Consider the following 20,178-nt stretch of genomic DNA (forward strand, 5'->3'; position numbering starts at 1 on the left):
AAATGAACTTAGAGGCATTAGCAACTGAAACGAGAAACCAAAAAACAATGAACTTGGATACGATGAGTGTAAGGGATATACTTAAAACAATGAATGAAGAAGATACGCGTGTTCCTTTAGCCGTTCAAAAGGCTTTGCCTACAATTGAAAAAGCAGTCAAAGAAATTACACATTCCTTTGAAAAAGGTGGGCGCCTAATCTACATGGGGGCAGGAACAAGCGGACGTTTAGGGGTTTTAGATGCTGCGGAGTGTGTGCCAACTTTTGGAACAGAGCCAGAACAAGTACAAGGCATTATTGCTGGAGGCATGGAAGCAATGACAGTGGCTGTAGAAGGGGCAGAAGACTCCGAAACACTTGCAAAAGAGGACCTACAGACTTTGCATTTAACTGATAAGGATACAGTTGTTGGAATTGCTGCAAGTGGTCGTACACCTTACGTGATTGGTGCTCTTCAATTTGCAAAGGGAGTTGGAGCACCCACAGTGACAATCGCTTGTAATCAAGGAGCTAAAATCAGTCAGTATGCTGATTATGCAATTGAGGTTGAAGTTGGACCAGAAATCTTAACGGGTTCGACACGACTTAAGGCAGGGACTGCACAAAAACTTGTGCTAAACATGCTTTCAACTGCTTCGATGATAGGAATCGGAAAAGTGTATAAAAACTTGATGGTAGATGTGAAACCAACAAATGAAAAATTAGTAGAGCGTGCGCACCGCATTATTATGGAAGCAACGGATTGTACGCGTGACATCGCTCATAAGGCATTTGTAGAGTCAAACGAAGAAGTCAAATTAGCCATCATGATGATTTTGTCTGATTGTACGCTTGAGACTGCAAAAGAGCGTTTGAAACAAAATAAAGGGTTCATTCGAAACAACTAAAGGGGGAAAGAAAAATGGCAGAAAAAAAAGAAGAGCGTTTAGCTCGCGAGATATACGAACAAGTAGGCGGGATGGGCAATGTGAATAAAATTGTCCATTGTATGACACGGGTCAGAATGGGCATCAATGATGATGGCAAAGTGAATCTAGCTGGATTAAAAGCGATTGATGGAGTAATGGGCGTGGTGGAAGATGACACGCTTCAAGTCGTGATTGGACCTGGTCTTGTAAATAAAGTGGCACAAAAAATGGCAGATGAAGCAGGTGTGAAACTTGGAGATCCCATTGAGACTCAATTCAATATGAGTGATAAAGAACGGGTAGAGGCCAAAGCGGCGCAGATGAAAGCAGAAGTGAAAAAGAAAAATCAAAAACCTTGGTCAAAAGCGCTTAAGTCCATTTCTAATATTTTTGTCCCGTTAATTCCAGCATTTGTGGGTGCAGGAATTATTGGTGGGATTGCCTCAGTTTTAGGGAATATGCTTCTAGCTGGAGATATTTCTGGTGCATCATGGGAAAATATTATTACAGTGATGAACATTATTAAGAATGGAGTATTTGCTTATCTAGTCATTTATGTGGGAATTAACAGTGCCACCGAATTTGGTGGTAACCCAAGCCTTGGTGGTGTACTCGGCGGAGTGACGTTGTTAACTGGAATGAATATTGAAAAACCATTACCAAATATTTTTACCGGGGGAAATCTTTCAGCAGGTCAGGGTGGCATTATCGGTGTAATTATTGCGGTTTTTCTAATGTCACTTTTAGAAAAAAGATTGCATAAAATTGTTCCTGATTCATTGGACATTATTATTACCCCGACGATTACGTTACTTATTATGAGTTTGATCACTATTTTTCTACTAATGCCAATCGCGGGTGCTATTTCGAATAGCTTAGTAGGAGTTTTGAACGCTATTTTAAATATTGGAGGGGCATTCTCTGGATTTGTACTGGGTGCTACCTTCTTACCCATGGTAATGTTTGGCTTGCATCAAATTCTAACTCCTATTCATTTGGAAATGATTAGTCAAACTGGAAAAACGTTGTTATTACCAATCTTAGCCATGGCAGGAGCTGGGCAAGTGGGTGCGGCATGTGCGCTTTGGATTCGTTGTCATAAAGACAAAGAGTTGGTAGAACTGATCAAAGGTGCACTGCCAGTTGGTGTTTTGGGAATTGGTGAACCCTTAATTTACGGAGTGACGTTACCGTTAGGCAAACCATTTGTTACAGCTTGCTTGGGTGGTGGTATTGGTGGTGCCGTTTTAGGGTTACTTGGAAATATTGGGGCTACCTCTATTGGTCCTAGTGGTGTAGCCTTGATTCCCCTAATTGCTGGTGGTAGATGGTGGGGGTATGTCTTGGGTCTATTAGCCGGATATCTTGGTGGTTTTGTCATCACGTTCTTCTTTGGTATTCCACAAAAATATAAAAAATAAAGACTATGAAAAGGCAGCTGATAACAAAAAGTTATTGGTTGTCTTTTCTATTTTTGGTATGATAATCATGAGAGTAGGTGACCGTATGCAAAAAAACATTATTTTAAGTATTCAAGAACATTTGGGAGAGCTGAAAAAGTCAGAAGCGACCCTAGCCACTTGGGTCTTAAAAAATTTAAGTCGAGTCGTTCATATGAGTGTGCAAGAAGTTTCAAAGGAAGCTCGGACAAGCCCTGCGACCATTATTCGTTTGTGTAAGTCTTTGGGACTTGAAGGCTTTACGGATTTAAAATTACGACTTTCCGCTCAGTTGCCACAACTTGAAGAAGAAATCTACACAGAGATTGTCAAAGATGAAAAAATTAGCCAAATCAAAAAAAAATTAAATGTAAAAGTAGCTTATGCTTTTGAAGAAACCAATGAATTGTTAGAAAATCAGATGATTGAAAAAGCGGTAGCAGCGATTGATCAAGCAGAGTTGATTTATTGTGCGGGTGTAGGAGCCTCTAGTTTGGTAGCAGAAGATATTTATCAAAAATTAACACGCATCGGGAAAATGGTTTATCACACCATGGACTTTCATTTAATGGCAACTTCTTTTGTAGCAAAAGTACCGAAAAAAGTGTTGATTTTAGTGTCGAATTCTGGTGAAACCTCAGAGCTTTGTGCGCTAGCACAAGTGGCCAAAGAATCAGCGACAACGATTATAGTCATAACAAAGAATAAAGAATCGACATTGGCACAGCAATCAGATGTCTTGTTGCTTACGGCAAGTGGTGAAGAAGCGTCTTTGAGAAGTGCGGCGACTAGTTCGTTACTGGTTCAACTTTATACAGTAGATATTTTGTTTACTGCCTATGCTTCTAAAAACTACGCTGCAACGATTGAACAGTTAGAAAAAACAAAAAAATCAGTCCAAAAATGGAAAGAATATAAAATAGAGGGGAAAAAATATGACATTTGAAGAGATTTTACCAGAAATTAAAAAAGGAAAAAAAGCGGTTCGAAGCAACTGGGAAGGCACGGAGTTATTTGTTTTAAAGGTTGACCAAACGAGCTTTATGGAGGATGTTTTGAACCCATACTTCTTGATTAAAACAGAGGATGAAGCCTATAGTATGTGGACGCCCAATGTATGTGATGTTCTTGCTGAGGACTGGGTTCTAGTAGAGGATCAGGAACATTGATGGAACTTAGTGAAGAAACAAGTTGGCAAGGAAAGGTTGTATTTGTGACTGGTGCAGCTTCTGGTATTGGGAAAGCGCAGTGCAAGACCTTCTTATCTGTGGGTGCAACGGTTTTTGGTGTGGATGTTGCGGAGATGGAGCAGTGTTTAACAAAACACGCCAATTTTTACTTTGCTCAAGCAGATGTGGGAAATAAGTTCGAAGTTGACCAAGCAGTTGCGCGATGTTTGGAGAAGACGAAACAAATTGATGTCTTAATCAATACAGCGGGGATACTTGATGCCTATAAACCAACGTTGGAGACTGACGAACAGTTGTGGGATCAAGTGATGCGGGTCAACGTAAAGGGAACCTATTTAGTGACGAATGCAGTCTTGCCAAGTATGTTGAAGCGAAAAAAAGGAAAAATTGTGAACATGGCGTCTATTGCTGGGCTGATTACTGGTGGTGGTGGTGCAGCCTATACTGCTTCTAAACACGCGATTATTGGCTATACAAAGCAACTGGTTCATGACTATGCAGCGCTAGGTATTCGGGCTAATGCATTAGCTCCAGGAGCCATAAAAACACCAATGAATGCTGCCGATTTTTCGGGTTCAGGTGAGATGGCACAGTGGGTTGCAAATGAAACTCCCGCAAGACGTTGGGCTAACCCAGAAGAGGTCGCAAAACTGACGCTATTTATAGCAAGTGAAGCGGCAGATTATATTCATGGTGCCGTTATCCCGATTGATGGTGGTTGGTTGTGCAAATAACAGGAAAAGTAAAAGAAGGGACTCCAGTAAGCGATTACGGTCCGTTCTTTTTATATTTTGTCCATAAAGAATTACGTGAAAATCCAATAAACTTACAGTTTTTTTAAAGAAAGTTCGCCTAATATTTGGTATAATGAAAAAGATTGAAAAAGAGAGGAAGTTCGATATGGCCAATAAAAATTCCTTACTAAACGGTATGAATCCAAGACAAAAAGAGGCTGTCTTACAGACAGATGGACCCTTACTCATAATGGCTGGTGCTGGTAGTGGGAAAACCCGAGTACTAACCCATAGAATTGCATACTTAATCGAAGAAAAAGAGGTTAATCCTTGGAATATTCTTGCGATTACGTTTACCAATAAAGCAGCAAAAGAGATGAAAGAACGTGTAGCACGTTTGATGGAATACGGAGCAGAGGATGTCTGGGTTTCTACTTTCCACTCTATGTGTGTGCGGATTTTGCGAAGAGATGTTGACCAGATTGGGTATAACCGGAACTTCACGATTATTGATGGGTCCGAACAACTCACATTGATGAAAAGAATTGTCAAAGAGCAAAATATTGATCCTAAAAAATATGATCCTAGAAGTTTTTTGAGTGCGGTAAGTAATGCCAAAAATGCGCTGCAGACACCTGAGAAATATGCAGAACTTCAAGGTGACTTTTTTGAGCAGATGGTTGGAAAATGCTATGCTGCTTATCAAAAGGAGTTGCGTTACAACCAATGTATGGACTTTGATGATTTAATTATGAATACAATTCGTTTATTTAATGAGAAACCGGATACGCTTAATTATTATCAAAATAAATTCCATTACATCCATGTGGACGAATATCAAGATACCAACCATGCACAATATACGCTAGTTAATCTTCTAGCGCACCGCTTTAAGAATCTTTGTGTTGTAGGAGATGCAGATCAAAGTATTTACGGTTGGCGTGGGGCGGATATGCAGAATATATTGGATTTTGAAAAAGATTATCCAGAAGCTAAAGTGGTGATTCTTGAGCAGAATTATCGTTCAACCAAAACCATCCTAGCAGCAGCCAATGCGGTGATTAATCATAATACATACCGCAAGAAAAAAGAATTATGGACAGAAAATACTCAAGGTGAAAAAATTATCTACTATCGAGGAGAGTCCGAGCGTACGGAGGCGCAGTATGTCGTTTCAAGTATCCAAGAAGAACTAAAAGATTCTGGTAAAAACTACGGTGATTTCGCCATTTTGTATCGAACCAATGCCCAGTCGCGGGTAATGGAAGAAATGCTCCTAAAATCAAACATTCCATACAAAATGATTGGGGGACACAAATTCTATGATCGTAAAGAAATCAAAGATATTTTAGCTTACTTATCCTTACTTGCAAATCCGATGGACTCTCTTAGCTTTGCTCGAGTCGTCAATGAACCTAAAAGAGGAATTGGACAAGCTTCTATTGAAAAGTTACGGAGTTTTGCAACGATGCACAACTGGTCGCTGCTTGAAGCAGCGGTGAATGTTGATTTGGCGAATATTTCCGGAAAAGCTGGGAAAGAGTTGGCAAACTTTGGCTTAATGATTCAAGACTTACAAAAAATGGTTGAGTTTTTATCGATTACAGAGCTTGTGAAAGAAGTGTTGGATAAAACAGGTTATGAAGAAGAACTAAAACGACAAAATACTTTGGAGTCACAAAATCGTTTGGAAAACTTGGAAGAATTTCTCAGTGTAACGCATGCTTTTGATGCTCAATATGCAAAGGAAGATCATGAGATAGAAGAGGACCAGGAAAAATTGTCGATTTTCTTGAATGATTTAGCACTTGTTTCAGATATTGATAATCTTGAAGAAGATGCAGCACAAGTCACCCTAATGACGCTTCATGCTGCGAAGGGCTTGGAATTTCCTGTTGTATTTTTAATGGGAATGGAAGAAGGCGTCTTTCCCTTGTCGCGTGCGCTATTAGAAGAACAAGAATTAGAAGAAGAACGTAGACTTGCTTACGTAGGGATTACACGAGCAGAAGAAAAATTATTTTTGACAAATGCGTTTTCCAGAACGCTTTATGGCAGAACGCAGTACAATCGACCATCAAGATTTTTAGATGAAATGGATCAAGAGTTATTGATCCATGCAGGCTCAGGCAGTGGGGGTGCCGCAGCGCGAATTCCTTCCAGTGCACCAAAAAAATCTTTTTATCAACAACCCCAACAGACGACGGTCTCAAGTAAAGTATCTACTGGAGGCGAACAAGATAGCTGGGTTGTAGGAGCGAAAGTAAAGCATAAAAAATGGGGTGTAGGGACAGTTGTAAAAGTCAGTGGACAAGCAAAGGACTTGGAGCTTGATGTAGCATTTCCAGCACAGGGAATTAAACGTTTGCTGGCTGCCTTTGCCCCAATCGAAAAAGTTTAATCGAACAGAAAGGAGCCAATACTTGTGACAGATGCCAAAGATACAAGGCAAAATGCTTTGAAAAAAATTGAAATGTTACGTGATGAATTAGATCAATTTGCTTATGAGTATTACGTAAAAGATGCCCCTTCTGTAGAAGATGCTCTTTACGATCAAAAATATAAAGAGTTAGTCACGCTTGAAGCAGAGTATCCAGAATTTAGCTCTGCCGATTCGATTACTCAAAGAGTAGGCGGCGTAGTACTAGAAGGTTTCAAAAAAGTGACGCATACAATTCCAATGCTCAGCTTAGGAAATGCTTTCTCAAAAGGGGATTTGGAAGATTTTGATCAGCGATTGCGCAAATTAACACAAGAGCCAGTTTCCTACATATGTGAACTCAAGATTGACGGTTTGGCTATCTCGTTGACTTATGAAAACGGAAAGTTTGTCAGAGGAGCGACAAGAGGAAACGGTGTGATTGGAGAAGAAATCACTGAGAATCTAAAGACGGTTCGCTCGATTCCACTCAAACTAAAACGTCCTTTAAATATCGAAGTACGTGGCGAGTGTTATATGCCTAAAAAATCATTTGTTGCGCTTAATACCGAGCGTGAAGAACAAGGAAAAGAAGTCTTTGCCAACCCTAGAAATGCTGCTGCGGGAAGCTTAAGACAATTAGATAGCAAGGTTGCGGCTAAACGAAATTTAAGTACATTTTTATATACAATCGCTGACTTTGGCGAGTTGCGTGCTACTACGCAAAGTCAAGCACTTGATCAATTGGATCAAGAAGGATTACGGACCAATCAAGAACGCCGCATCTGTTCCTCTATTGAAGAAGTATGGGCGTATATTCAAGAATTTCAAGAAAAACGTTCACAATTAGACTACGAAATTGACGGAATCGTGATTAAGGTAGATGGTTTTAAAGCGCAAGAAGAGATTGGCTTCACAGTAAAAGCACCTAAGTGGGCGATTGCTTACAAGTTTCCGGCCGAAGAAGCACAAACAATCATTCGGGCAATCGAATGGACAGTTGGGCGCACAGGCGTGGTTACACCAACTGCGGTAATGGATTCTGTTCGTTTGGCAGGAACGTCTGTATCACGAGCAAGCTTACACAATGCAGATTTGATTCAAGCAAAAGATATTCGTTTGAACGATACAGTGATGATTCATAAAGCTGGAGATATTATTCCAGAAGTAACACGTGTGTTAACAGAGTTTAGAAAGTCAGATAGTGTCCCCTGTGTAATTCCTACTTATTGTCCTGTTTGTCAAAGTGAACTGGTTCATTTAGATGAGGAAGTAGCGCTTCGATGTATCAATCCGATGTGTCCAGCTCAAATGAAAGAAGGTCTCAACCATTTTGTTTCAAGAAACGCAATGAACATTGAAGGATTAGGGCCACGAGTGCTTGAGCAAATGTTTGAAAAAGAACTTGTAAAAGATGTCGCGGATTTATACAAACTAAACGAAGAAGAGCTATTAACTCTAGAAAAAATTAAAGAAAAATCGGCTAATAATTTATTAAGTGCGATTGCGGCAAGCAAAACGAATTCTTTAGAACGCTTGGTATTTGGTTTAGGTATTCGTCATGTGGGGGCAAAAGTGGCTAAGACGCTTGCAGAGCATTTTGGAACAATTGACAAGCTTAGCCAAGCAACAAACGAAGAAATCGCTGAGATTGATAGCATGGGGATGGTTATTGCGGATAGTGTTGCAACTTATTTTGCTAAAAATGAAGTTCAACTGCTAATTTCTGAGTTAAAACAAGTTGGGGTAAATGTCCGCTATCTTGGTAAAACTTCTGCTGATATAGCGAAAGTTGAGAGCCCATTTAAGGAAAAAGTACTGGTGCTAACAGGAAAATTGACCCATTTTACTCGAGAAGAGGCCAAAGACAGAATCGAATCTCTGGGTGGAAAGGTAACAGGGAGTGTTTCAAAAAAAACCGATATTGTCGTTGCTGGAGAAGAAGCTGGGAGTAAGCTTAGTAAAGCGGAAAGCTTGGGAATTGAAGTTTGGGATGAACAACAGATGGTACAGGCAATTGAGAGGAGCCAGACACATGAATAAAAAAATTCAAAAGATCAGCCTGACGCTTATTTGTTCTAGCGCACTGCTAGCTGGATGTGGGAACTTACAAAATGCAAAGACAGAATCCAGTTCTAACACCAGTACAAATAATGCTACGATCACCACTGGTCGTGTAAACAGTAATGTTTATCAAGCTTTAATGGAAAACGGAAAATATCAGACAAGTGCAGCTCGGGGAATGTCTGCTAGTCGCTTGAATAGCAATTATAACTTAGCTAATTTTCAAAAAGGTCTGCTAAATGTGTCGCAAGATTCGTTCTCAGTAAATAATTATTATTACCGAGAAGGTCAATTGATTACTGCTGAAACATTAAAAAAATGGCTGGGAAGAAAAAGTTCAGAAAATCCAGAAGGTCTCAATCCGCAAATTTCAAGTCAAACGGAAGAACAAGAAAAGGCTAATCCAATTATTTTTCAACAAGTAGAAGAAGCAGACTTTATTAATAAAGATACTCAAAAACTCGAAGGAATCACCCTTGGAATTGCATTAAATAAGGTGTATTATACGACGGAATCTGCTACTACTATTGATGAGGCGACAATGATTGAAAAAGGCAAAGAGGCAGCCAATCAACTTTTAGAAAAAGTTAGAGATTTGAAAGGGGCAGAATCAATTCCAATTACCATTGCGTTGTTCGAACAAGCACCAGAAGATGATATCGCTGGTGGGCATTATTTTGCCCAAGCAACTAGTAAAAATGGGGCAACCAAGGTTTCAAAATGGGCAGATATCAATGAAAGTTACGTATCTTTGCCTGTAATTAACAATGACAGTAATTTAGCTACAAAGGATGGCCTAAACAGTAAATTTAATTCATTTAAAAATGATATTCAAGGATTTTTTCCAAATCTTAGTGGCGTTACAGGTGTTGCTTATTACAAGGATAATGAGTTAAATAAACTAACGGTAACTATACAGACGAAATATTATAGTAAAACAGAAATCACAAGTTTCACCCAATATGTTGGGAAAAAAGCCGAATCAACCTTTACTGAGAAGACTGATTTAGAAATTCAAATCAGCTCTCAAGAAGGGCCACAAGCATATTTATCCAAGTCAAGTGACGCACAGAGTATCAGCGCACATATATTTAATTAAGAAAAAATAACGAGGAGCTTTTTATCTTTTGCTTCTTTGTGATAGAATAGTTGAGTAGAAATAGTTAGGAAAGAAGGGGTAAGTATGGCAATTCATGAAGAAGAGGTAAAACATGTAGCAAAACTAGCAAAACTATCTTTTCCTGATGAAGAGGTTCATCAATTTACGGAACAATTAGGAAAAATTATTGAGATGGTAGAGCTTTTAGAAGAAGTCGATACTACAGGTGTACCAATCACTACAAGCGTGACACCAAGTATTAATGTGATGCGTGAAGATGTTGCTACAACGGGTACGAGTCGTGATGAACTGTTGAAAAATGTACCAGAGTCAGAAAACGGCTATATTAAAGTACCAGCAATAATGGATAATGGGGAGGCTGGTGCATAATGGCGAAATTGAACGAACTGAATTTAACAGAGTTACATGATTTACTTGTATCAAAAGAAATTACAGCAACTGATTTGACGGAAGAAACCTTTGCTCAAATCAAGGAAAAAGATCCTAAGATTGAGGCTTTTTTAGCACTAAATGAAGAAAAAGCGCTCGAAATGGCAAAAGCAATTGATCTTAAAGGCATTACAACTGAAAATCCATTAGCGGGTATTCCAATCGGCATCAAAGACAACATTGTCACAAAGGATTTACGTACAACAGCTGCTAGTAAAATTCTCTACAATTTTGATCCGGTTTATGACGCAACAGTAATGGAAAAGTTGTATCAATCTGACATGATTCCAGTCGGCAAACTGAATATGGACGAGTTTGCTATGGGCGGAAGTACGGAAACTTCTTATTTTAAAAAGACTAAAAATGCTTGGGATCAAACGAAAGTACCAGGAGGGTCCTCTGGCGGCTCAGCAGCAGCAGTTGCTTCAGGTCAAATTCCAGTGTCACTGGGTAGCGATACTGGGGGCAGTATTCGTCAGCCCGCTGCGTTTAACGGAATTGTGGGCTTAAAACCAACTTATGGACGTGTTTCACGGTTTGGATTAATCGCCTTTTCTTCAAGCTTAGATCAAATTGGACCGTTGACACGAAATGTTAAAGACAATGCGCTCGTTTTAAACGCGATTAGTGGGTTAGATGAGCGTGACGGGACTAGTGCTGGTGTTTCTGTACCTGACTTTACCGCAGGGCTTACAGGAGATATTAAGGGCATGAAAATCGGGATTCCAAAAGAGTATATGGGAGAAGGCGTACAACCAGAAGTACGAAAAGCAATCGAAAAAGCAGTTGCCACCTTCAAAGAACTAGGGGCAACAGTGGATGAAGTAAGCTTACCACACTCAAAATACGGGGTGGCAGTTTATTATATTATTGCCTCATCAGAAGCGTCGTCAAACTTACAACGTTTTGATGGGATTCGTTATGGATACCGCTCAAAAAATGTTCAAAACTTGGAAGATGTTTATATAAACTCTCGTTCTGAAGGCTTTGGTTTAGAAGTGAAGCGTCGGATCATGTTAGGAACATTCTCGTTAAGTTCAGGATACTATGATGCGTACTTTAAAAAAGCTGGACAAGTTAGAACCTTAATCAAACAAGATTTTGAACAAGTGTTTAATGATTATGATTTGATTATCGGTCCTGCAACACCATCTGTTGCATTTGGATTGGGTGAGATTAGTGATCCAGTTACAATGTACATGAATGATATTCTAACGATTCCAGTCAACTTAGCAGGAGTACCAGGAATGTCGATTCCTTGTGGATTTGGTAAGGATCATTTGCCTGTAGGGTTACAGATCATCGGAAAACCTTTTGACGAAGCCACCATGTATAAAGCAGCCTATGCGTTTGAACAAGCAACTGATTATCATAAAGAAAAACCAGCAATTTTAGGGGGGAAATAAGCAATGAATTTTGAAACAGTTATTGGGCTAGAAATCCATGTAGAATTAAATACAAATTCGAAAATTTTTTCCCCAACACCAGCTCACTTTGGAGCAGAACCAAATAGCAATACGAATGTGATTGATTGGAGTTATCCAGGTGTCTTGCCTGTAATGAACAAACAAGCACTTGAATACGGGATGAAAGCAGCTTTGGCACTCAACTGCGAAATATCTCAACAGACACATTTCGACCGCAAAAACTATTTTTATCCAGACAATCCAAAAGCGTATCAAATTTCACAGTTTGATGAACCGATTGGACATGATGGCTGGATTGAAATTGAGGTAGAAGGTAAAAAGAAAAAGATTAGAATCGAACGTGTTCATTTAGAAGAAGATGCCGGAAAGAATATCCATGGATCAGATGGCTATTCTTACGTTGACTTAAACCGCCAAGGAACTCCTTTGATTGAGATTGTTTCAGAAGCAGACATGCGGTCACCAGAGGAAGCTTATGCTTATTTGGAGGCTGTAAGATCGGTCATTCAATTTACTGGGGTTAGTGATGTGAAAATGGAAGAAGGCTCTATGCGTTGTGACGCAAATATCTCACTTCGACCTTATGGACAAGAAGAATTTGGGACAAAGGCTGAGCTGAAAAACTTAAACTCGATGACCTTTGTTAAAAAAGGTCTTGCTTTCGAAGAAAAACGTCAAGCACGTGTTCTTCTTTCTGGTGGAGTGATTGAGCAGGAAACTCGCCGCTATGACGAATCCACAGGAGAAACGTTGCTTATGCGTGTCAAGGAAGGGTCAAGTGACTACCGTTATTTCCCAGAACCAGATATTCCACGCTTTGAGATTTCAGATGACTGGGTTGAAAAAATTCGTCTTAGCTTGCCAGAGCTTCCAAAATCTAGACGCGAACGTTACATCAAGGCATTAGGTCTTCCTGAATATGATGCACAGGTTCTTACTGCAACCAAAGAAATGTCTGACTTTTTTGAGGAAACCCTCAAAAACGGTGCAGATGCCAAACAAGCATCAAATTGGTTGATGGGAGAAGTATCTGCTTATTTAAATAGTGAAAAACTAGAGCTTGTAGGCACGAAACTTACCCCTGAAAACTTGGCTGGAATGATTCAATTGATTGCAGATGGAACAATTAGTTCTAAAATTGCTAAAAAAGTCTTCAAAGAGTTGATTGAAAATGGTGGCAATGCAAAAGAAGTTGTAGAAGCAAAAGGGCTCGTTCAATTATCTGATCCAGCGCAATTATTGCCGATTATTTCAGAAATTTTGGACAATAACCAACAGTCTATTGAAGATTTCAAAAATGGAAAAGACCGTGCTGTAGGATTCTTAGTTGGGCAAATTATGAAAGCAACAAAAGGAAAAGCAAATCCAGGAGTTGTGAATAAATTACTTCAAGAAGAATTGGCAAAAAAATAACTGGATTGGCAAATAGCTAAGGAGATTCATATGAGAGCAAGAATCATATATAACCCAACCTCTGGTAAAGAAGTTATCAAAAAAAAACTAGTTGAAATTTTAAACATATTAGAGCGAGCTGGCTATGAAACAAGTGCTTTTGCAACAACACCTGAAGAAAATTCAGCAAAAAATGAAGCATGTCGAGCTGCCAAAGCTGGTTTTGATTTGATTGTTGCAGCAGGAGGCGATGGCACGATTAACGAAGTTGTTAATGGGATTGCCCCACTTAAAAATCGGCCTAAGATGGCGATTATTCCTGCAGGTACGACGAATGACTACGCACGTGCACTTAAAATCCCTCGTGACAATGTGGTAAAAGCAGCAGAGGTCATTTTGAAACGTCAGACAATACTGATGGATATTGGAAAAGCAGATGAAACGTATTTTATTAATATCGGAGCAGCCGGACATTTAACTGAGTTGACCTATGAGGTTCCCTCGCAACTAAAAAGTGTATTTGGCTATCTCGCTTACCTTGTAAAAGGAGCAGAAATGTTACCTAGAGTCAAACCAATTAATATGCGTCTTGTCTATGATGACGGTGAGTTTGTAGGGAAAGCATCAATGTTTTTTTTAGGGCTAACCAATTCTATTGGAGGCTTTGAACAAATTGCCCCAGATGCGCAGCTAGATGATGGGAAATTTTCACTTATCATTGTTAAGACAGCCAATATTGTCGAAATTTTACACTTAGTCGCACTTATGCTTAATGGTGGAAAGCACATCAAAGATCCGCGTGTCATTTATACCAAAACAACGAAACTATACGCGGAGCCTTTGGACAAAGGGGTTAATATGATGATTAATCTTGACGGAGAATATGGTGGCGATGCTCCTATGGCTTTTACCAATTTGCATAAGCATATTGAAATGTATGCGGATTTAGATGCGATTCCAAATAAAGCTGTAAAAGGTGAAATTGAGATGTATAAAGCCAAGACAGCCTTTGTCAAAGAAGTTGAAGATTTGACAGACAGTGATTTAGACGGAGACGGCAAAATAAACGAAAGAGAAATCAAATAAGTCAGTTTGGTTTCTCTTTTTTCATGTTTTACTTGCAGTTTTGTATAACCTTGATACAATGAAGAAGAAATCTATATAGAAAAGAGAAAAAAATGAAAACAACCAAATTGTGTCCTGTTCAAAAGAATGAAAAATATGTTGTGACAATCGAAGACTTAACTTATGAAGGTTTTGGCGTGGCCAAAGTAGAAGGGTATCCTATTTTTATCGAGAATGCTTTGCCTGGTGAAGAAGTGGAAACTTTAGTGTTAAAAGTTGGGAAACAGTTTGCTTTTGGGAAGGTACTTCAATTCCTAGAAAAAAGTGAACACCGTGTTGATGATGAAAACATGCAATGGATTCGTACAGGGATCGCCCCACTTCATCATTTGGCGTACCCAGAACAGTTGAAATTTAAGCAAAGTCAAGTTGAGAATGTCTTCACACGTATTGCCAAAATGCCAGAAGTCTCCGTTTTACCAACGATTGGGATGGAAGAGCCAAGGGCTTACCGCAATAAGGCACAAATTCCAGTAAGAAGTTTGGAAGGAAAGCTTGAGACTGGTTTTTTCCGCAAGAACAGCCATGATCTTGTCCCACTCGAAGACTACTACATTCAAGATAAAGAAATAGATCGTGCCATTACTGTTGTAAGAGAAATCATGAGAAAATTTCAAGTGAAAGCCTATAACGAGCAAGAAAATACAGGGAATCTCCGTCATATTATTGTTCGGCGAGGGCACTATACTCATCAAATGATGATTGTTCTTGTCACTCGAACACCAAAGCTTTTTCAATATGAAAAAATGGTGAAAGAGATAGTTGCTTCTTTACCAGAAGTAACCTCAATCATCCAAAATATTCATCCAGAGAGAACGAATGTTATTTTAGGTAAAGAAGAGAAAGTGTTATACGGCGAGCCTTACATCACAGATACTTTATTTGGCAAAGTATACCATATCTCTGCACAATCATTCTATCAAGTCAATACAAGCCAAACGGAAAAGCTTTATCAAACCGCTATTGAGTTTGCGAAATTAACTCCAGAAGATGTGGTCATCGATGCATACTGCGGAATCGGGACCATTGGACTTTCGCTAGCAGAAAAAGTCAAACAAGTATACGGAGTAGAAATGGCCAAGTCTGCCATTCGTGATGCAAAGCTTAATGCAATGGCCAATGAAATTGAGAATATTTCTTTTGAAACTGGAAAAGCAGAATATGTGATGAAAAAATGGCAAGAAGAAGCGATTTCTGTAGATGTTGTATTTGTGGATCCACCTAGAAAAGGCTTGGACCCTCATTTCATTGAAGCAACTGTTGAGATGAAACCGAAAAAGCTTATCTACATTTCGTGTAACCCAGCAACCCTCGCACGAGATGCCAAAATTTTGGCAGAAAAAGGCTATAAGCTTGAAAAAGTTCAACCAGTCGATATGTTCCCACAAACAGCACATGTAGAAAGTGTGACACTGTTTACACGGAAGAAGTAAAAAAAATGTATTAAAGGAATTGTAAAATTGAGAGATTTTTAGATTTTGGTCTAGAGTCTCTTTTTTTTTATTTATCGGAAAAATTAACTTGAGATTTTTAATTGGATTGGCATTATAAGAAAGATAACAGACACATAAAATGGGGGGACCAAGTATCAGCTAATTAGCCCGAACTGAGGATGGCTATTAATACGGGATTAATTACTTATAATATAAATTAATGGATACTCACTTTGTCAAAAAAATCTTTAAAAGATAATGAAACATTTGATGAGACTTTCAAAAATAAAGCTAATATGTATTTATTTGACGATGCGGCAAAGCAAAAACGTCCTCAATTATTTTCAGGAGTAGAAAATCTTAGAAGTTTTGAACTTCACTCGGGTATTTATGAAGCTTACGATGAATGGGGATTTTCTCTGGAGCAATTAGAGTAAAATTTGATAACTAAATCGAGGTAGATATTGATTTTAAGGAGGTACAAATAAAAATTTATCTCTTTTTTCTATGTGAACAAAAGAGATATAATCAAAATGAACTTGTTAGAATTTTTGGAGTGACTGAGATTGAGATGGTTGGTTGAATGAGTAGAAATAGTTGATGAGTACTTGTTTATCAAGTTTAAATCAGGGATTGAAATAGAGGTATAAAGTTAAGGGCATTCTGTTGATTAAGCATGTTCTTTTTGTGTTAACGATTGTTAAAGTCTGTCATATCAATGTTCTGACTATTATTTCAAAAACAAAAATAGTATAATTGATAGGACGGAAAAACCTAGGAGGTAATGGTATGTTTAATGCAAAACTCAGAAAAAATGCCATTGATAATTACAATGCAACAGTTGAACGCTATGAAGAAACAGCAAGTGCTTTAGGTGACAACACAAACACTCTTTATGAAGAACGTGAAAAAGCGGTAAAATTAGTAAAATTAGTCGAAGAGCGTATCAATCAATTAGCTAATAAACCAAAAGAATTTAAGATTACGCTAAAAAAAATAGAATTTGAAATTGAAAACTTCAAAATTAAACAAAGTGAAATCAAAAAAGCAGAAGTTGAAGCAAAACTAGCAGCTGGAGGTTCAGGAACTAGTACAATATTGAGTGCACTTGGAGTGGCAGTTGCTGCAATGGGACCTACAGCTGCAATGGGAGTGGCTACAACATTTGGGGTTGCGTCAACTGGAACAGCAATTTCAACCTTGTCGGGTGCAACTGCAACAAATGCTGCTTTGGCATGGTTAGGTGGTGGAGCACTTGCTGCTGGAGGTGGCGGTATGACTGCTGGAGGAGCACTACTTGCTTTAGCAGGTCCAGTTGGATGGACGATTGCTAGTGTCATGTTTGCAGGTTCGGTAGGATCTGGGGTATTTGCAAGCCATAAAAATAAGGAAATAGCAGATAAAGTAATTGCTGAAAGAGAAAATTTCGAAAAAATAATTAGGAAATTTAATAATATGAATGTCAAAGTTGAAGCATTGATTGAAATAACGGATACTCAAATTAAAGGAGTATTAAAGACATATGTAGCGTTAGATGGAACTGATTATAGTTTATTTTCTAAAAAGGAAAAAATACAGGCTGGGTTGCTTGTGAATTCTTCTTTAACATTGGCACAACTTATTAATAAGGAGCTTAAATTAGATGCTTAATGAACAATATCTTGATAATAGTGTAGAACAGGGTATTGCATCGTATGTTGATTACCTTAACAATATTAGGCTATCGGATTTATTAAAGTCTTTAGATGAAATCCTTTCGACTGAAACAGATAAACTATCGGATTTAGCTACTAGGTCAGCTAATGCATTATCAAATCTTGATTTAGCAAATTTAGAAATTGAAAATTTGATAAATACTAATCGTGGTGGAAAAACTGGAGTGCATGGATTCATAGCAGAATTTGCTGAAACTGGAATTAGGAATGCAAGAGATGCTTTTCAAGGGCTGAAAAAAAGTGTGGTTTTACTGAATGATAATGGACTAGCAGATATATTACTTCAAAGTAAAGAAGTTCAGATGAAATTTTACGCAAATATCCTAGAAGAAATAAGACAGGCTTCTATTTATTATAAAATGAGCATGATGTTTCCAAAGGATCATGTAAAAGTTATTGAAAAAATCATGAGTGGTGCTAAAATAGTTGAACATAAAGGGAATAAGCTATCGATTTCCAAAATCAATAATATTAGAAAAGCAATTGAAGATGAAAGTGCAGTGCGCGGAGTTTCATACGATGAATGGCTGAAATCATCTGTGCTAAAATATCACGAGGTCCAAAAAGCAACGATTGACCAAACTTTATCAGGGGAAGTCAATGATATAAATAGGCAAACGTCCGAGCAACAAGCTGATATTAAAAAACAAGCAAAAAATGATAGATTAGTTGCTAATCAAAAAGCACAACCAAATTTCGGTGAAGCATCAAAAGTTGCTGGAATTGGAACTGCGGTTCAAGGTGGATTGAATCTAGGAATATTTGTTTATGACAAGCATAAAAATGGAAAAGAAGTCTGGAATTTTGATTCTGACGATTGGAAACAGTGTGGGGTTACTACTGCAAACGGAGCTATTAAAGGTGGAATTTCTGGCTATGCTATTTATGGCTTAACGAACGTGTGTCATTTAGCGGCACCAAGTGCGGGAGCAATTACATCTGGAACATTTGGATTAAGCAGTGCGATAGTAAAGTATCGAAGAGGTGATGTTGATACGGATGGGTTTATTGACTTAGTGATTTTAAATGCTGTTGATGCAACCGGTGCTGCAATCGGAGCAGCAATTGGTCAAACGATAATTCCTATTCCAGTTGTAGGCGCTTTAGTTGGTTCAATAGTTACTGCTACTGCTCTCAATTTAGGGAAAGGAATTCTCAACAAACATGAGATTGAAGTTATCAATCGATATCAAGAAAAAATCAAGGCGTATGTTAGTAAGCTAGATAAAGAATACCAAATAAAATTAAATGAACTGATGAGGAAATATCGTAAACTTGGAGAACTTCAAAAATATTCGTTTAACCTTGATATCAACATCCAGTTGAGTTTTGCTTCTTCTATTGATATAGCAAGGTTGGTAGGAGTATCAGAGAAAGAAATTCTCAAAAATCAAGATGAGATTGATAATTATTTTATTAGTTGATGTGTTCCCAAAAACAATACATGTAGAAAGTGTGACACTGATTACACGGAAATAGAAAAAAGAACTTGGAAAAACATTCGTATTTTTCAAGTTCTTTTTGTTTAGAATGAGATAAATAAATAATTTTATTGTTAATTTTACTTAAATCAGGAATTCGATAATTGATTAATTACTGTAGAAATAGTATGATACTAAGAGAAACTTTAGATTAGAAAGGAGTGAGAACTGTGGCAAATCCAATCGTATTAGATGCAATAGATAAAATGAAGCACGCTGATATTCGTATTACCCCTCAACGATATGCGATACTAGAATATCTTATCGAAAGCCATAGCCATCCAACTGCGGATGAAATATACAAAGCACTCAATAAAAGATTTCCTAACATGAGCGTAGCCACAGTATACAATAATTTAAAACTATTCACTCAAATAGGCTTTGTTCAAGAAATGGTATACGGTGACTCTTCAAGTCGATTTGATTTTAGTTCAACCAGACACTATCATGCCATCTGTAAGGTTTGTGGGAAAATTGTTGATATTGTGTATCCCGGTCTAGAAGATGTCGAATCTGCTACCGAAAAGTTGACAGGTTTTGACATTGACGAACACCGTATGGAGCTTTACGGTACATGTCCAGAGTGTTTGGCCAAAGAAAAAAATCAAGGTAAGACCGATCAAACAAAAGAATTAGAGCTAAAAGGAATATAAGGTAAAAAAGTCCACTGTGGATAAAAGAAAAGTGTTTGTTGAGAATTGTTAGCTCAACAAACACTTTTTTAGCGAATATTTTTAAAAATAAGTGAAGAGTTTGGTTGAATACATAACAAAATGCGAATAAATAGAAACATTTTAATAAAAAAGTTCGATGTAATATTTTTTTGAAATTTATACTTGCATTTTAGAGGAACTCTTGGTATATTAATACATGTCGCTAAGACAGCTAAACCTTTTTAAATCAACGAAAAAAACTTTTTTAGAAAAGTATTGACAAGAACATTCTTGTTATGTTATTCTACTAAAGTTGAAAGAAACAACTCGTGCAAACGACTGATTTCATTCAAAAAGATTTAAAAAAATATCAAAAAAGAGGTTGACAAATATTTCACTTCTTGTTATGATATATGAGTTGCTAAAACGCAACGAAGTAGACCTTTGAAAACTGAACAAAGTAAGACAAACCAAATGTGTAGGGCGTTTTTACATCTTGTAAAAACAACAAACATTTTTAATTTTAGTGAAGTCAATTCGCTAGCAAACAACAATGAGCTAAATGTCGCAAGACATTATCATAACTTTTAATGAGAGTTTGATCCTGGCTCAGGACGAACGCTGGCGGCGTGCCTAATACATGCAAGTC

At 38.0% G+C, this 20,178-nt stretch carries 17 protein-coding genes and 1 rRNA gene; all 18 read left to right on the forward strand.

The annotated features are described in order from the left end of the window. Positions 1-2 precede the first annotated feature (2 nt). Positions 3-887 carry an N-acetylmuramic acid 6-phosphate etherase gene (gene murQ / locus CBF30_RS11640; RefSeq protein WP_126827077.1) on the forward strand — a complete coding sequence of 295 codons (885 nt, stop codon included), beginning with the start codon at positions 3-5 and terminating at the stop codon, positions 885-887. Positions 888-901: 14 nt separating this feature from the next. Next, the gene (locus CBF30_RS11645; RefSeq protein WP_126827081.1) at positions 902-2,329 is read left to right on the forward strand and encodes a PTS transporter subunit EIIC; all 1,428 of its coding nucleotides are present in this window, start codon (positions 902-904) and stop codon (positions 2,327-2,329) included. 85 nt (positions 2,330-2,414) lie between these two features. Next, positions 2,415-3,293 carry a MurR/RpiR family transcriptional regulator gene (locus CBF30_RS11650; RefSeq protein ID WP_170169018.1) on the forward strand — a complete coding sequence of 293 codons (879 nt, stop codon included), beginning with the start codon at positions 2,415-2,417 and terminating at the stop codon, positions 3,291-3,293. Then, positions 3,283-3,516, forward strand: a complete 234-nt coding sequence (locus CBF30_RS11655; RefSeq protein WP_126827087.1) for a DUF2829 domain-containing protein — start codon at positions 3,283-3,285, stop codon at positions 3,514-3,516. The genes CBF30_RS11650 and CBF30_RS11655 overlap by 11 nt, the downstream gene beginning before the upstream one ends. Continuing rightward, positions 3,516-4,271 (forward strand): 3-oxoacyl-ACP reductase, encoded by a 756-nt coding sequence (locus CBF30_RS11660; protein ID WP_126827090.1) that lies wholly within the window; start codon positions 3,516-3,518, stop codon positions 4,269-4,271. The genes CBF30_RS11655 and CBF30_RS11660 overlap by 1 nt, the downstream gene beginning before the upstream one ends. A gap of 166 nt (positions 4,272-4,437) precedes the next feature. After that, on the forward strand, positions 4,438-6,672 hold the full coding sequence (gene pcrA, locus CBF30_RS11665) for a DNA helicase PcrA (RefSeq protein WP_126827093.1): 2,235 nt from the start codon (positions 4,438-4,440) through the stop codon (positions 6,670-6,672). 72 nt (positions 6,673-6,744) lie between these two features. After that, a complete protein-coding gene (gene ligA, locus CBF30_RS11670) occupies positions 6,745-8,733 on the forward strand; it encodes an NAD-dependent DNA ligase LigA (protein ID WP_126827139.1) in 1,989 nt (662 codons plus the stop codon). After that, a complete protein-coding gene (locus tag CBF30_RS11675) occupies positions 8,726-9,853 on the forward strand; it encodes a CamS family sex pheromone protein (protein ID WP_170169019.1) in 1,128 nt (375 codons plus the stop codon). Before ligA ends, CBF30_RS11675 begins: the two co-directional genes overlap by 8 nt. 84 nt (positions 9,854-9,937) lie before the next feature. Further along, a complete protein-coding gene (gatC, locus tag CBF30_RS11680; protein ID WP_126827099.1) occupies positions 9,938-10,243 on the forward strand; it encodes an Asp-tRNA(Asn)/Glu-tRNA(Gln) amidotransferase subunit GatC in 306 nt (101 codons plus the stop codon). After that, the gene (gene gatA, locus CBF30_RS11685; RefSeq protein WP_126827102.1) at positions 10,243-11,709 is read left to right on the forward strand and encodes an Asp-tRNA(Asn)/Glu-tRNA(Gln) amidotransferase subunit GatA; all 1,467 of its coding nucleotides are present in this window, start codon (positions 10,243-10,245) and stop codon (positions 11,707-11,709) included. The genes gatC and gatA overlap by 1 nt, the downstream gene beginning before the upstream one ends. Positions 11,710-11,712: 3 nt before the next feature. Next, on the forward strand, positions 11,713-13,143 hold the full coding sequence (gene gatB, locus CBF30_RS11690; protein ID WP_126827105.1) for an Asp-tRNA(Asn)/Glu-tRNA(Gln) amidotransferase subunit GatB: 1,431 nt from the start codon (positions 11,713-11,715) through the stop codon (positions 13,141-13,143). 30 nt (positions 13,144-13,173) lie between these two features. After that, on the forward strand, positions 13,174-14,208 hold the full coding sequence (locus CBF30_RS11695) for a diacylglycerol kinase (RefSeq protein WP_126827109.1): 1,035 nt from the start codon (positions 13,174-13,176) through the stop codon (positions 14,206-14,208). 92 nt (positions 14,209-14,300) lie between these two features. Continuing rightward, a complete protein-coding gene (gene rlmD / locus CBF30_RS11700) occupies positions 14,301-15,680 on the forward strand; it encodes a 23S rRNA (uracil(1939)-C(5))-methyltransferase RlmD (RefSeq protein ID WP_126827112.1) in 1,380 nt (459 codons plus the stop codon). 233 nt (positions 15,681-15,913) lie between these two features. Beyond that, positions 15,914-16,117, forward strand: a complete 204-nt coding sequence (locus tag CBF30_RS11705) for a hypothetical protein (RefSeq protein WP_126827115.1) — start codon at positions 15,914-15,916, stop codon at positions 16,115-16,117. 352 nt (positions 16,118-16,469) lie between these two features. Then, complete coding sequence (locus tag CBF30_RS11710; protein WP_126827118.1) at positions 16,470-17,330, forward strand: hypothetical protein; 861 nt, start codon at positions 16,470-16,472, stop codon at positions 17,328-17,330. Next, positions 17,323-18,819 carry a hypothetical protein gene (locus tag CBF30_RS11715; protein ID WP_126827121.1) on the forward strand — a complete coding sequence of 499 codons (1,497 nt, stop codon included), beginning with the start codon at positions 17,323-17,325 and terminating at the stop codon, positions 18,817-18,819. Before CBF30_RS11710 ends, CBF30_RS11715 begins: the two co-directional genes overlap by 8 nt. Positions 18,820-19,046: 227 nt before the next feature. Beyond that, entirely contained in the window at positions 19,047-19,529 is a 483-nt protein-coding gene (locus CBF30_RS11720) for a Fur family transcriptional regulator (RefSeq protein ID WP_126827124.1), read from the forward strand. 586 nt (positions 19,530-20,115) lie between these two features. Continuing rightward, positions 20,116-20,178 (forward strand): 16S ribosomal RNA (locus tag CBF30_RS11725); the annotation flags it as partial.

The organism is Vagococcus entomophilus (assembly GCF_003987595.1).
GTDB lineage: Bacteria > Bacillota > Bacilli > Lactobacillales > Vagococcaceae > Vagococcus_E > Vagococcus_E entomophilus.